The sequence below is a fragment of the Paenibacillus sp. NN59 genome (assembly GCF_057597225.1).
Window position 1 is genome coordinate 1,615,532 of record NZ_CP199678.1, and the last position, 15,483, is coordinate 1,631,014.

The window sequence follows — 15,483 nt, forward strand, 5'->3', positions numbered from 1 at the left end:
TAAAAAATAGTTCAGGTAAATCTGGAGACAACAGCGATCGTAAGAATGATTCGTATCCGTAACGGCTACAACGTGCAGTCTCAACAAATGTTTTTTTATAACGCGAGCCATCTAAAGGAGAGCGACATGAAAAGAAGAGGAACCTTTGCACTAATGCTAGCAGCGCTGATGTTGGTTATTTCGGCTTGTGGTACGAAAACAGAAACAAGTAGCCCGGCAAGTGGGACACAAGCTGATGCGGCAGCAGCTAAAACAACTCAATTGACATGGTGGCATTCCATGTCCGGTGCAGGCGAGAAAGCCATTAACCAACTTGCTTCCGATTTCAATGCAAGCCATCCAGAGATTCAGGTTAAAGCGATCTACCAAGGGAAATATGACGAGAGCTTGAATAAGCTTAAAGCATCAATGGGTTCCGACAGTGGGCCGGATCTGATCCAGGTCTATGAGATTGGCAGTAAGTTTATGATTGACTCGGGCATGATTACACCGGTGCAACAGTTCATCGACAAGGACAAGTTTGATCTGTCCCAACTGGAGCCGAACATTATTCGTTATTATACAATTGATGGCAAACTGAATGCGATGCCGTTTAATACATCGAATCCAATTTTGTATTACAACAAGGATATGTTCAAGGCTGCCGGATTGGACCCGGAGAATCCACCAAAGACGTATGAAGAGTTCGAGCAAGCAGCTAAGGCTTTGTCCAAAGACGGTAAACCAGGAGCGTCGATGGCGATTTATGGCTGGTTTATGGAACAATTTTTCGCAAACCAGAATGCAGATTATGTAAACAATGGAAACGGGAGAAGCGCGGCGGCAACCGAATCTATGCTGAACTCCGAAGCGGGTGTGAAGACGTTAACGTGGTGGAAAAAGATGATTGACGAGAAAACCCTCTCGAATCTGGGACGTAATACAGACGACACCACGGCAGCATTTACGGCACAGCAGATTGGTATGACGCTGGATTCCACAGCAGGGCTGCGCAAAATCGTTGAAGGATCAGGCGGCAAGTTTGAACTGGGAACAGGTTTCCTGCCTCGTCCAGCGGATGCTAAAGAAGGCGGCGTGGTTGTTGGTGGGGCAAGCTTGTACATTATGAATAACAAATCGGAAGAGCAGCAGCAGGCCGCTTGGGAGTTTATCAAGTATCTGGCTACACCTGAGGTACAAGCGAACTGGAGTGTGGCGACAGGATACTTCCCAATTACGACAGCAGCCTACGATCAGCAAGTATTAAAGGATAATATGACGAAATATCCGCAGTTCCAGACAGCAGTCGACCAATTGCATGCTTCAGCCGATTCGACAGCAACATCCGGCGCAGTTATGGGTGTTTTTCCAGAAGCGAGACAAATTGTCGAAGGAGCGATTGAAACGGTGCTGAATGGGCAAGGAGCGCCACAAGAAGCACTGGATGCGGCGGCACAGCAGATTACGGAAAAAATCAAGCAGTACAATAGCACAGTGAAGAAATAACAATCCGTGAAGCAGAAATGAATTAGAACGTAACCAGATGCGGCGGTCCTATCGATCGCCGTATTATGGTGTGTGTATTTAGTTATATTTTACATCATTCACTGTCGAATCCATGAGTAATAATCAATTTATATGTTACTAAAGTTAACGCGATATAGGTCTGTATACTTAACTTGTTATAGTTTTGCCTACAAAATGTCCTCTTTAAGTCCTGAAAAGCGAACGAATGGATCCCGAAGTTAATAAAAACTAATTCATTCGTAATGTTTATGTTCTATTTTCTATCATTTTGAAGAAATATGATTTACATGTCTCTATCGTTCAGTTATCTTATATTTGAACTAATGTACAAGCTATGTGAACAAATGATTGCTAATTTAAAAAAACATGGGGGTAGGTTAAACATGTATCGTATGCAGATGATTAGGTGGTTCAGAATATTTCTGGCGACAATGTTGCTACTGACAGGAGCTATACCAGCAGGGCTGTTAGACAGCAAAGCATCAGCAGCAGATGAAGTATTAACTGTAGCCCAGGCACAAGCGAAGAATTCCGATAAATCAACGGCGACGATTGAAGGATATGTTGTTGGCTACTACAACGGTGGATCGTCCGTTCAGTTGAATCCACCCTTTACATCGGATACTAATTTTGCTCTGGCAGATCGTCCTGAAGAAACGGATATCAGTAAAATGATGCCGGTACAAGTACCTATGAATGCACCTCGTAGCACTTTCGGATTACAAAGCAATACCTCCCTGTATCATTCCAAAGTCAGGATTACGAATGGATCATTAGAAACCTATTTCACTGTCAATGGCATTAGAAGTATTTCTTCAACCAAATTTCAACAGGTGGATGAAAAACCTGAAACGAAGGCAGCAAGTGTTAGTGCGAACCCTTCATCAGGCGCTGTTCCCTCTGGAACCTTGATTACTTTGGAGACAACTACGGTTGGAGGTTCCATTTCTTACAGATTAAATGATGAGACTGAATTTATCCCCTACACATCCCCGATTACGATAACGGATGCTACTCACATTGAAGCTTACGCACATAAAACAGGATTGGAAGATAGCGACTTCACAATTTTGGATTACACCGTGGTTAACAATACCCCTGTTTCTATCTCGGAAGCACGAACCAAGTCAGAAAATGAACCCGTAACTGTCCAAGGGTTGGTTACCTATCGAGAAGAATCCGGAGGTATGGCAAACCTGTATATTCAAGATGAAAATGCAGGAATTGTTATACGTGGAACTGATGCAAGTGTGGAACCAGGTGATCAGATTGAAGCCTATGGCCCGCTTAGCCTATACAATGGTCTGCTTCAAGTGGAGAAAGATAAAGCTGGATTTCCAGGCGGGTATATTAAAATTTTGAACAAACATCAAAGCTTACCCGAGCCTCTCAAGCTTACATCCCGTGACTTTGTCCCAGCGCCAGGTGGGGGAAAAGGATCAGGAGGAAAATATGAAGGAATGCTTGTCGAAGTAAATGAAGTTACGGTGACAAAAAACAGCAGTTCTACTTTTTATGCGACAGATGCACAAGGCGGCGAGATCATCATTTATGCCAAAAATAGTCCTTCTGCACTCCAAACAGACAAGACATACGAAAAAGTAACAGGTGTCATGACCTATCACACCAGTTATGGACTTGAGCTGATTCCTCGTACGTCAGCAGATGTTGTCGAAAATCTACTTTCTGTAACAGCTAGTGTACCTTCGGGTGGAATCGTAACAGGCTCAAACGTCTCATTGTCCTCGCCTATGGCGGGTGCGAGCATTTATTTTACAGTCGATGGGGCTGATCCGACGACAGCATCCACCTTATATAACCAGCCAATCACAATCCATGAGGATACTTTAGTTAAAGCAGTGGCTGTATTAGACGGTAAAATTAGCCAAGTATACAGTTTTAGTTACAGGGTTATTCAGGAACTGGACAATCTTAGAATTCATGATATTCAAGGGGCGTCACATTCCTCGTTATATGATGGACTAGCCGTGCAAAATGTTGAAGGAATTGTAACGTATGTGGTGAATTCAAATTCGTTTTACATGCAAGAGATTCCCGGGATGGAAGACAATGATGACAACACATCGGAGGCTATCCTTGTATACAAATCATCTCATGGCATGATTACAGGAAATAGAGTCAAAGTATCGGGTCAAGTGAAGGAGTACGCTGTATCAGAATCCGAATTGGCAACAACAGAAATTGTAGCTTCTTCCATTACGGTAGAAGGTCAGGATCAACCGTTGCCAGCCCCTGCTTTGCTGGGGAAAAATGGACGTATCATTCCAACGGTTATTGACAGCGATTCGCTGTCGGTATTTAACCCCGAGACGGATGCCATAGATTTCTATGAAAGTTTGGAGGGCATGAGAGTAGAGCTTGAAAATCCTGAGATTATAGGGCCATATTCTAGCCAACCGGGTCTTGCCGTTGTCGTGGACAATGGTGTTAATAATCCGCTTCGTACTCCTGCGGGCGGTGTTATTTTGACGGATAACGGAAAAGAAACCTTCGAAAGTGATCTTAATCCGCAACGGTTATTTATTGGTAAAAAACCATCTGGTGCCGTCAAGACCGGAGATAAACTGAACGGTAACGTCGTTGGGGTGATGACCTATACGAACGGCAATTTCAGAATTAATCCCGATGGGGCATTGCCACCCGTCATCCCGGGTCCAACCGAGCAAGCGGTGACGACTATTGAGAAGGCGGAGGACAAGCTGACCATCGCCACATTTAATGTGGAGAATTTCAGCAAAAAGGATGCTGCACGAGCTGTGAAAATTGGAAGAATCATTGTAGACAATCTGAAAGCACCAGATATTATCGGCATTATGGAAGTACAGGATAATGACGGTGATGCGGATACGGGGACAACGGAAGCGAATGAGAGCTTTCAGACGCTGATCGATGCGATCAAGACCAATCATGGCCCCACTTATCAATTCAGTGAAATTGCTCCGGAAAATAATAAGGATGGCGGTGCACCAGGGGCCAACATTCGTGTAGGTTTCCTATACCAACCAGAACGAGTTTCCTTGGCGGCGGGGATAGGTAAAGGCAATGCGTCCAAAGCAGTCGCTGTTTCCGCTGACGGAAGCTTGTCTTTTAATCCTGGCCGTATTGCTCCGACGGATGAAGCATTTGCTAGTTCACGTAAACCGCTGGCTGCGGAATTCGAATTCAACGGTGAGCGAGTCGTTGTGATTGCGAATCATTTTAATTCCAAAGGCGGTGATCTGAAACCGTTTGGCAGAATCCAGCCTGCAACGCGGAGCAGTGAAGTGCAGCGGGCCAAGCAAGCTGAGCTTGTGAACGGTTTTGTAAAAGAATTGACTGCCAAAGACCCTGAAGTCAATGTAGCTGTACTTGGTGATTTTAACGATTTTCAGTTTTCCAAGACGTTAAACATCGTTGCAGGCAATGAACTTGATAATCTGGTCGACAAGCTACCTGAGAATCAGCGTTATTCCTACATCTACGATGGCAATTCCCAGACTCTGGATCACATTCTGGTGAGTAAAAATCTGTCAGACACGGCGGCAATTGAGGTAGTACATGTCAACGCTGACTTTGAAACCTCATACGGACGAGTTAGTGATCATGATCCGCTGCTGGCACAGCTGAGTATCGGAGAACCGGCAGAAGCAGGTGATTTTAAGCTACGCGTGCTACACACGAATGACACACATGCGCATCTGGACAACATTCCTCGCCGTGTGACAGCGATAAAAGAAGCTCGCAACGACGATACACTTGTGCTGGATGCAGGGGATGTATTTTCAGGGACATTATATTTCAACCTTTTCAATGGTCTCGCTGATCTGGAGTTTATGAATATGATCGGATATGATGCGATGACCTTCGGGAATCATGAATTTGATAAAGGGCCGGCCGTGCTGAAAGAATTCATTCATAAAGCGGAATTCCCTTTTGTAAGTGCCAATATTGACTACACGAAGGATACCGATCTGGGCAGTTTGTATCAAGCCAGCATCGGGCAACCAGGGGAAGATGGCAAAATTTATCCGGCGATTATAACCGAGGTGAACGGGGAGAAAATGGGGATATTTGGTTTAACCACTTCAGACACAGTGTCCCTGTCTTCACCAGGAGATGATCTGAAATTCCAGGATGTTCAGGCTAGTGCACAAGCAACGGTAAATATGTTGCAAGAAGAGGGTATTAACAAAATTATTGCCCTGACACACCTCGGTTACTCCGAGGATTTGAAGCTGGCTGAAGCCGTAAAAGGCATCGATATCATTGTCGGCGGACATTCCCATACCATTTTGAACAAACCGATCGTGGTTGGGGATGCAGAGGAACCAACCCTGGTGGTGCAGACGGGAGAATATGATGTATCGCTTGGTAAACTTGATGTGACATTTGATGAAGCAGGCATCTTGAAGAAGTGGAATGGAAGATTGCTGAACCTCGATGCCAAGGGAGCCGACGATGCTTTCGTGTATAAAGATGATGCACAGGCACTGGCGAAGTTGCAAGAATATGCATCACCTTTGGCCGAATATAAGAAAAAAGTCATCGGTAAAACAAACGTATTCCTGGATGGAGAGCGCGGAAGTGTAAGGAAGCAGGAAACGAATCTGGGGAATTTTATGACCGATGGCATGCTGGAAAAAGTAAAATCGATCGTAAAAGAGAATGACGTCAAAGGGTACGTCGCGATCCAGAACAGTGGAGGTATACGTGCTTCGTTCAAGGAAGGAAATATTACGCTCGGGGATTTGCTGACCGTAATGCCGTTCGGGAATAATCTCACGGCACTTAAAATGACAGGCAAGGAAATTACAGCCGCGCTCGAAAACGGGGTAAGCGGTGTGGAAACGGGAGAAGGGCGGTTCCCGCAGGTATCAGGTATGCGTTTTTATTATGATTCCATAAAGCCTGGAGAAAAAATGGATTCTACTACAAATACCGTAACTCAAGAAGGCAAGCGTGTGATAAAAGTTCAGATTAAAAATGGTAATGGAACATTTACCGATATTGATCCAAACGGATATTATATTGTGGCCACAAACTCGTTTATGGCTAACGGAGGAGACTTCTACCGTAGCATGAGAGCCGCGAAAAACAATGGCCGATACTATGAATTAAATCTGGTTGATTATGAGATTTTCCTTGAGCATCTGGATCGGACCGGCACCGTAAATCAAGCTGTGGAAGGTCGTAGCACCGATCTTAAAGGCGTCCCTCTTCCAGGAGATGGAGATGGAAATGGTAACAATCCTGGTAACGGCGGCGGCAACAATGGCGGTACACCGGGAAGTGGGGGTGATGGCGGTGGTACAAGCAATCCAACTCCAACGACACCTGTAACACCAACAACTCCGAGCAATCCGGGTAATGGAGGAACGACAAATCCAGCTACACCGGGAGTACCGGGCAATTCCGGGAATGGCAGTAGCACGGCTCCAGCCAACCCACTGGTGGAATTGAAGGATATCGGCAGTCACTGGGCAGGAGAAGCGATCAAAGCTGCCATTATCCGAGGCATTGTCAATGGGTATCAGGATAGTAACTTCCGTCCGAATATGCCGGCGACACGTGCTGAATTCATTGTGATGCTGGCACGAGCATTTGAATTGCCTGCAAGCAATAAAGCGCTAGCCTTCAAAGATGCAGCATCCATTCCTGACTGGGCTCAAAGCTTCATTGCTCAGGCAGTGGACCAAGGCATTATTAGTGGATATACGGATGATACATTCCGTTCAACAGGCAAAATATCACGGGTAGAGATGACCGTTATGCTGGTGAGAGCCCTTGGCTTGCCGCTGGATTCCAAGTCATCACTGACGTTTGCAGATGCAACACAAGTACCTGCATGGGCTGTTCCATACATTGCTGCTGCACAGGAAGCAGGATTAGTGAAGGGGACGGGAGGTAACAGGTTTAATCCAAAGGCAGAAGCGACGAGGGCTGAAGTCGTGACTCTAATCCTTTCCACCATTGAGTTTAGATCGCAGCAATAAGGATTCCGTACCAGATTGGAAGCATAATTAGAGTGTTTCAAATGAAGTTGAAATGATGGGATACGGCTAGCAGGATTGATTCTGCTAGCTGTATTTTCTTTGCGATAAATATGTTGTATCCAAGCAGGCACATTTCTCCAAGAGTCTACTTTGGGACAAGGGATTTTGATAAATGATTGACATGCTATTGACTCATATCATATAATCAACACGTTCATTAAATTGATAATGATTATCATTAACGATTAGGGGAGACTATACAGATGAAAAAGCAATGGATTCTACCGTTCATCGTGCTGATGTTGTTTACGATGATTGCCAGCGCATGTGGTAACGGGGCTTCAAGCGGTGCATCAGACAATGGAAAACAAGAGACAACTGCAACGGAAGGGACGAGCAGTGAAGCAGCGAATACTTCAGATACGATAACGTATCAATCCGAGACAGGGCCCGTGGAAATTCCGGCTAAACCGCAACGTATCGTTGCTTTGACGAACGGTCCCAATATCCTTTCTATGGATGTAACGCCAGTGGGCGTAGATAAATGGACAGCAGAAAATCCGCTGTTCAAGGATAAATTAAAAGACGTTGCTATCGTAAGTGATGAAGATCCGGAGAGTGTCTCCGCTTTGAATCCTGACTTAATCATTGCAGGTTCACATATGAAAAATCTTGAACAACTTTCCAAAATTGCCCCAACGATCATATACACATGGGGTAAACTCGATTATTTGCAACAGCAACTGGAGATTGGTAAAGTGCTGAACAAAGAGTCTGAAGCACAAGCATGGATTGATGATTTCACCAAAAGAGCCGGGGAGATCGGCAATGAGATTAAAGCGAAGTATGGAGATAAAGTAACGGTGTCCACCATCGAAATCGCTGATAAAGAAGTTTTTGCCATGGGGGATCACTGGGCACGTGGAACGGAAGCGCTGTACCAAGCCATGAAGTTGAATATGCCTGAAAAAGTAAAGAATGATACGTTAAAAGATGGTTATCACTCCTTGTCACTTGAAGTGCTTCCGGAGTACATGGGTGACTTCATCGTGCTCAGTAGAGACATGACTCGGGATAACGAGATTATGAAGTCGGGAATCTGGAGTAAAATTCCGGCCGTTCAGAACAAACAGGTTATCGAGCTCGATACCAAAGCGGTGACGTACAGTGACCCGATTACGCTCGACTATGTATTGAATATTTTCAAAGAAGGATTTCTTGGCACAGGGAAATAATCAAGCAATTAACACCTAAGGGATTACGCGTAAACCTTTCATAATAAAAATGATATAAGAGAAGAGACGATGAGGCACAAAGGCCCTTTTCGTCTCTTTGTTAGTTAAACGAAAACGGCCTATCTCGTACATTCGAGATAGGCCGTTTTCATTAAAAGAAACAATGCTATAAGAACAAAATCAACTTACTGCAAAGAATGTTTGAACAAGAGAAAAGATTTATTTATCCTTTAAGTCTGCGATGGATTTGATATCCATGTATGCTGGTACAACAAGCCCCGTTTTTACACCTGTCATATTGGCACCAAGGTCATCCAATTGATCCTTGTATTTAGCCCAATAATCAGCATGTGTCAGAGGAAGCCATGCAGCCGGAGAAGCATCCACGTCGCCCGATGCAACACCCGTCCACATTGGTCCGGCTTCAACTTGCAGTGCATTGACTTTATAACCGAGATTTTTTTCCATTACATATTTCAGTAGGTTCGTACTTGCAATCTCGGAGTCCCAGGCAACATAACCGAGACGGAACGTATCGCCGTTCACGGGTGTCAGACCTTTCGTCCATTCATCAATCTGATCTTTGTGTTTCTCAGCATAGTCTTTGGCAGCTTGTTCCGGTGAGGTACCGTCCTGAATGACAATCATCATCTCGCCCATCTCATCCGAAGTCCATTTGAAGCGGGACAGGAATTCATAAGCTACCGGATGATCTTCTTTCAGACCTTTACGAGCGATGGTATGAATTTCTTCGGCATCTCCATAGACTTTATCGGGATCTTCCAAATATTTCAGGTCATATTGGTTGAACATCCAATGCGGAGTCCAACCTGTAATAATAATTGGTTCTTTATTCTTGTAAGCTTTGTCCAGCGTAGCCGTCATGGCTGCGCCGGACCCTTCTACTAAATTCCAGTTGGTCAGGCCATATTTTTCAATGGCACTGGCGGTGGATTTCATAATACCGGCACCTGGGTCAATACCGATAATCCGGTGGTTGACTTCATCTCCAACGTTGGCATTTGCCGCAGGTTCAGAGGATGAACCAGAAGTTGAAGCCCCCGTTTCCAAATCTTCAATCGAGTTAACGTCCGTCATATATTTAGGAACAACCAGACCTGTGCGTACACCTGTCATATTGGCTCCAAGGTCCTCAACTTGATCTTTGTAACGTTCCCAGTAGTCAGCATGTGTCAGTGGTAACCAGGCCGCAGGAGATGCATCTACGTCACCTGAGGCCACACCCGTCCACATAGGTCCAGCTTCAACTTGAAGTGCGTTGACTTTGTATCCGAGTTTGTTCTCCATGACATATTTCAGCAAGTTGGTACTTGCAATCTCGGAATCCCATGCAACATAACTCAGTTTGAACGCATCACCGTTCACCGGTGTCAGACCTTTTGTCCATTCGTCAATCTGATCCGCATGTTTCTCTGCATAATCTTTGGCAGCCTGTTCAGGGGATGTACCATCCTGAATGGCAATCATCATCTCACCCATCTCATCCGAAGTCCATTTAAAGCGCTTCAGGAACTCATAAGCAACCGGGTGATCTTCTTTCAGGCCTTTACGAGCGATGGTATGAATTTCTTCGGCATCACCAAACGATTTTTTGGGGTCTTCCAAATATTTCAGATCATACTTGTTGAACATCCAGTGAGGAGTCCAGCCAGTAATGATGATTGGTTGTTCGTTTTTGATGGCTTTGTCCAGTGTAGCGGTCATCGCGGCACCCGAACCTTCAATCAGGTTCCAGTCTGACAAGTTATAATCCTTGATGGCTTTGGCGGTTGATTTCATAATGCCTGCACCTGGATCGATACCAATAATCTGATAGTTCACTTCCTTACCTACAGCATTGGCTGCTCCGTTGTTGCCACCAGCAGATGTTGTGCTGCCCGTGAAGTATTGAGAGAAGCCAGCAACAAGTACAAGTAGTGTTGCCGCTGCAGTAATCCATGCCTTTTGTTTCGTAGAGACACGAGAAGTTTTTTTGCGGCCAGGCATAAACAAATTTTGCGTAAAGCGGTCAAGCACGATGGCAAGTACCACGACAGCAAGACCGGCTTCAAAACCTTTACCAATCTGAAGCTGCGTTACAGCACGGTACACTTCTGCACCGATACCCTGTGCACCGATCATGGATGCAATAACAACCATGGACAGGGACAACATGATGGTCTGGTTAATACCGGACATCACCGTAGGCAAGGCGAGCGGAAGCTGTACCTTGAACAATTTCTGAGCCGAAGTTGATCCAAAAGCATCCGCTGCCTCAACCAGTTCACTGGAAACTTGCTTAATCCCCAGGTGAGTCAGACGAATGGTTGGCGGAATAGCGAAGATCACCGATGCTATAACGCCGGGAACAACGCCGAGACTGAAGAACGTAACGGCTGGCAACAGATAAACGAATGCTGGCATCGTCTGCATGAAGTCAAGCAGCGGTGTGATAATCCGTGCAGCCGTTTTGCTGTATGCCAGCCAGATACCAACAGGCACACCGACCAGAATTGAGATCAATCCTGACGTGATAACAAGACCGAGCGTGTCCATGGATTGAGACCAGTAGCCCAGGTTATCGACAAGCAGGAATCCGATAACAGTAAACAGGGTAAGAGGCAATCTGCCTACCAAAAACGCCAGTACACCTAGTATAGCAATAAACAGGAGCGGATGAGGCAACATAAACAGCCCCGAGAAAAATCCGACTACTTCCTGAATAACGACAGAGATCACTTTAAACAATCCGGAGAGCGAGGAGCTCATCCAGTCAACGATGGATTCAATCCACGATGCTAGTGGTATTTTGGGAATCATTCACAGGTTCCTCCTTTGTTGCGACTTCACCGCTTAGTGCACCGAGCAGGGCTCCGCGAACGATAACGCCTTGCAGACGGCCAGTTTCGCTTACAACGGCGAGTGGCACATGGGCTGAACTTACAATCTCAAACAATTCATGAATGAGAGTTTCAGGCGACACTGTCGGACCATCTGTAATCAGAATATCGTTTAATACTTTATTTTCGCGCATTGCACGGGTTGCGTCTTCTGCTGTAATGACGCCCAGCAATTTTTTGGAGCGGTCAATGACAAACAGGTTCGATATCCCACGCTCACGCATTAACTCGAGAGCAACACGGGGACCACGATCTGTTGTAATTGTTTCAGGACGACGCATAACGTGTGATGCTGTGAGGACCTTGGACAAGTCCACGTCTTCGACGAAGCGGGCCACGTATGAGTTGGCCGGTTGAATCATAATTTCCTCCGGTGTACCGATCTGCACAACGGCGCCGTCTTTCATAAGAGCAATCCGATCGCCGATGCGCAGCGCTTCGTCCAAGTCATGGGTAATGAAAATAATCGTCTTTTTCATCTTATCCTGAAGCTCAATCAACTCATCTTGCATATCACGACGAATCAATGGATCAAGCGCACTGAAGGCTTCGTCCATCAGCAGTACTTCCGGGTCATTCGCAAGTGCCCGAGCGAGGCCGACACGTTGCTGCATCCCGCCGCTCAGTTCATCCGGCATTTTGTCTTCCCAGCCTTTAAGGCCAACCAGTTCGAGTGAGGTCTTGGCTTTCTCACGGCGAACTTCCTTATCTACCTTTTGAATTTCTAAACCATATTCCACATTATCAAGAACAGTGCGGTGCGGAAACAACGCAAACTTCTGAAACACCATACTGATCGTTTTCCGGCGTACTTCACGCAATTGTTCTTTGTTCATTTTTCGCAAATCTTTGCCATGAACCAGTATTTCTCCGGATGTTGGTTCAATCAGGCGATTGAACATCCGAACCAGTGTGGACTTACCACTACCGGACAGGCCCATAATAACGAAGATTTCGCCTTCTTTAATTTCCATGTTGACCCGATTGACACCAACCGTTATTTGTTTTTCTTTGGCCAACTTTTCTTTGCCCCAACCTTGCTCCAGTAATTCAAGACCTTGCTCGGTTTGGGGGCCAAACAGTTTACTTACGTTTTTTACTTCAAGTATGGTCATGTTTTCACCCCTTCTGATGTGTTGTGCACTTCGAACGGCCTTCAGCAACCACAAGCCCATACACTTGTGCGCCCAGCCACCAAATCCGGTAATTTTTGCTTCGCTTCCCGTCTTTCTGGGTAACGGTTTGTATTCTAACAATAGTTAACCAGTATAGCAACCGAATAAACAGTACATAATGTTTATACAGTAAAAACTGTACAAAGTTTTCCTTCGAAATGCTCTGTTTATCTCCTTATTATGGCTAATCAGACATCTTTACATTTATTATTGCTTTTCCTACAATAGAAAATGAGCTGAATTAAAGCTTATTTTTTTGGTTAAATGATCATCGTAGGCAAATTGAAGCATGGTAAAGTTCCCAAGATAATCCATTGGGTGTGAGGTGTTTTCTAGCTTATAGAATATCCAGTTACATGCTTTCCCATGTAAGCAGAGCTTGAACATGCTGATTTTTTGCCAAGACTGGAATGTCAGAATGGAGGTTGCAAGCATGAGCTTGGACCATTTGCAAGAGGATCAGCAGACAGCGGTGCTGAAGATCCGTAAACGCGTTATCGAAGCCATTGGACGAAATATGGATCTATACGGCGTAACGTTGTCCACGGGACATTTATATGGATTGCTATTTTTCGCAGAAAAACCGATGACCCTTGATGATATGGGCCGGGAAATGGAAATGAGCAAAACAAGCATGAGCACCGGAGTACGAACTCTGCTGGATCTAAAAATGGTAAATAAGGTGTGGAGCAAAGGCTCCAGAAAAGATCTATATGAAGTGGAGTATGACTGGCATCAGACGTTTACGGATTATTTCGCCATTAAATGGAGAAAAGCGGTGGAGAGCAACCTTCAGATTCTTCGTAAATCCGTAGATGAGATGAACCGGTTGATGGATCAGCTTGATGAACAGACTGACGCTGAGCTTCTGCAAGTACTGCATGAGGACAAGCGTAAAGTATTGCAAGCGGAAGCATACTACCGATGGCTCGACAGGCTTATTGATACGATGGAAGATGAAGAAATCTATAAGCTTGTTCCAAAAGAAGAGATTAAAGAAGAAATGAAAGAACAGTTATAAGCTCGAAACAAAGGACCCATTCCGTCAGGAAGGGTCCCTTTGCTTTTTAACGCCCGATGACACTCAAGTTTTCGTGTACCAATGCCGTAGAAGGATGCATGACAACGGGCTTCAATAGGTTTTTCTTTTTCCGCTGTATATGTTGTGAGGGAATCCGCAATGTGGAGCCTTTGGCTTGTGAATGAATAAGCGGAGAATTCATTCGGTCTGTCCAAACGACATGCTTCCGGTCGCGACTCGATGTAAATGTAGAGGATGGAGCGACTTCCAACCGATGAAGTGCAAGTTCCTTGAAATTGTGCTTTGCTTGCTTCTCACGCCCGGTAAGCTCTGCCAACCGAATATGAGTCTCTTTCCAATCATCGGTCACTTCGACAATGACGACAGGGGCAATACCTTTCAGTTGATCAGTATAAGGTTGACAGGACACGTCACCAATAATCAGATCAGGTTTAGCTTTGCGAAGTTGTTCCAGTTGGTTCGTTAGATTACGTTCTTGCTCCGCTGTCTTCTTATTCTGACTATGGCCCAAATTCAGTGATTCAACTGGCTTCAATCCCAAGGAGTGTAGGTGCTCATCAAAGCCAGCGCTAGATATTGTGGCTACACGTAACCGATGTTTCTTCATATATATACTTGGCGCAATGCCAGTCATCTGCTTGAATTTACGACTAAAATAATATTCATTGCCATATCCAACGGATTCTGCAACCTCTTTGAGAACACAGTTTTCCTCTATCAGTTGCTTTTTGGCTTCTTCAATCCGTAGCCGATTGAGATAATCGGTAGGTGACATGCCTTTTGCTTTTTTGAAGCTGCGGGAATATGAGCTTGGGGTCAGTCCGGCGATTTTGGCCAGATGATCCATGCTAATACCTTCACTCATGAAACGACGCATATATGAAATGCTACGCTCCAGTGCGGGATCTACCTTTTCAAGGTTTTCTTCCAATCGATGCTCTGACAGGAATTGTAGAAGTTCATGTAACTGACTATGTATGCTGACAAAATGATCTGCAAGTTCCCCTCGATAGGAATCATACAACTTGGCCATTCGTTCTGCTGCCTGCTGTTCATGCCGGATGCGCATTTTGCCAGCCTGCCATTCAAATGGAAGATAGGAAGAAGCGGTCATGTTCCATTTGCCTCGTACTCGCTGCATATTGACTTGTTCCATACTTAACATAAGGAATTCAGTGATTCCTGAATGAGCCACTGCATCGATAGTCAAGCCGGGTTTGATCAGAAACAGTTCACCAGCCTGTGCTTCGTAAACGATGTCGTCCAGAACCAGAAGGCCGTTGCCTTTTAAAATAAGACAAAGTATGGGCCGGCTTACCGTGATGCCTTGTATACGGAAATTTTTTCCGCGACGTACTCGGCACATGGAAGAGAGTAGCGGTAAAGAAGAGGTTTCGGTTAATACGGGAAACGATTCATTCATACGGACCATCCTTTTGTCTTATTTTCTTAATGATAACAATTATCATTCTCAAATGGAAGGCGTTTTTGAAAAATAATTTCGACAAAACAGAAAACGTGAAAAGAAAAATGAAAATTTTATACGTCGAATGTAACATATACGTCAAAATGTGAGCATCACAAAAAAAGATGACACCCAGCACCAAAGCTGTAGAGCCATCTTATTCTTAC

At 45.0% G+C, this 15,483-nt stretch carries 7 protein-coding genes; 4 read left to right on the forward strand and 3 right to left on the reverse strand.

All coding sequences use genetic code 11. The features are described 5' to 3' along the window. Positions 1-126 precede the first annotated feature (126 nt). The 3 genes from ACT89M_RS07015 to ACT89M_RS07025 all read left to right on the forward strand — a co-directional run bounded on the left by ACT89M_RS07015 (position 127) and on the right by ACT89M_RS07025 (position 8,734). Entirely contained in the window at positions 127-1,485 is a 1,359-nt protein-coding gene (locus ACT89M_RS07015; protein ID WP_154982746.1) for an ABC transporter substrate-binding protein, read from the forward strand. Between the two features lie 419 nt (positions 1,486-1,904). After that, positions 1,905-7,499: a 5'-nucleotidase C-terminal domain-containing protein gene (locus ACT89M_RS07020; RefSeq protein WP_487345145.1), complete on the forward strand. Its 5,595-nt coding sequence runs from the start codon at positions 1,905-1,907 to the stop codon at positions 7,497-7,499. Between the two features lie 263 nt (positions 7,500-7,762). Next, positions 7,763-8,734 carry an ABC transporter substrate-binding protein gene (locus ACT89M_RS07025; protein ID WP_154890860.1) on the forward strand — a complete coding sequence of 324 codons (972 nt, stop codon included), beginning with the start codon at positions 7,763-7,765 and terminating at the stop codon, positions 8,732-8,734. Positions 8,735-8,953: 219 nt separating this feature from the next. Here ACT89M_RS07025 and ACT89M_RS07030 read toward each other — a convergent pair whose 3' ends face one another. After that, complete coding sequence (locus ACT89M_RS07030) at positions 8,954-11,554, reverse strand: glycine betaine ABC transporter substrate-binding protein (protein WP_154890861.1); 2,601 nt, start codon at positions 11,552-11,554, stop codon at positions 8,954-8,956. Further along, positions 11,520-12,749 (reverse strand): quaternary amine ABC transporter ATP-binding protein, encoded by a 1,230-nt coding sequence (locus ACT89M_RS07035; RefSeq protein ID WP_154890862.1) that lies wholly within the window; start codon positions 12,747-12,749, stop codon positions 11,520-11,522. Before ACT89M_RS07035 ends, ACT89M_RS07030 begins: the two co-directional genes overlap by 35 nt. A 493-nt stretch (positions 12,750-13,242) precedes the next feature. Here ACT89M_RS07035 and ACT89M_RS07040 point away from each other — a divergent pair, with 493 nt between their 5' ends. Beyond that, the gene (locus tag ACT89M_RS07040) at positions 13,243-13,830 is read left to right on the forward strand and encodes a GbsR/MarR family transcriptional regulator (protein ID WP_090918165.1); all 588 of its coding nucleotides are present in this window, start codon (positions 13,243-13,245) and stop codon (positions 13,828-13,830) included. Positions 13,831-13,876: 46 nt separating this feature from the next. Here ACT89M_RS07040 and ACT89M_RS07045 read toward each other — a convergent pair whose 3' ends face one another. After that, entirely contained in the window at positions 13,877-15,274 is a 1,398-nt protein-coding gene (locus ACT89M_RS07045) for a helix-turn-helix domain-containing protein (RefSeq protein ID WP_487345146.1), read from the reverse strand. Positions 15,275-15,483: the final 209 nt, after the last annotated feature.

What these genes read in the sequence shown, in the direction of transcription:
- ACT89M_RS07015 (WP_154982746.1), top strand. Translation starts at nt 127, where the DNA reads ATGAAAAGAAGAGGAACCTTTGCACTAATGCTAGCAGCGCTGATGTTG.
- ACT89M_RS07020 (WP_487345145.1), top strand. Translation starts at nt 1,905, where the DNA reads ATGATTAGGTGGTTCAGAATATTTCTGGCGACAATGTTGCTACTGACA.
- ACT89M_RS07025 (WP_154890860.1), top strand. Translation starts at nt 7,763, where the DNA reads ATGAAAAAGCAATGGATTCTACCGTTCATCGTGCTGATGTTGTTTACG.
- ACT89M_RS07030 (WP_154890861.1), bottom strand. Translation starts at nt 11,554, where the DNA reads ATGATTCCCAAAATACCACTAGCATCGTGGATTGAATCCATCGTTGAC.
- ACT89M_RS07035 (WP_154890862.1), bottom strand. Translation starts at nt 12,749, where the DNA reads ATGACCATACTTGAAGTAAAAAACGTAAGTAAACTGTTTGGCCCCCAA.
- ACT89M_RS07040 (WP_090918165.1), top strand. Translation starts at nt 13,243, where the DNA reads ATGAGCTTGGACCATTTGCAAGAGGATCAGCAGACAGCGGTGCTGAAG.
- ACT89M_RS07045 (WP_487345146.1), bottom strand. Translation starts at nt 15,274, where the DNA reads ATGAATGAATCGTTTCCCGTATTAACCGAAACCTCTTCTTTACCGCTA.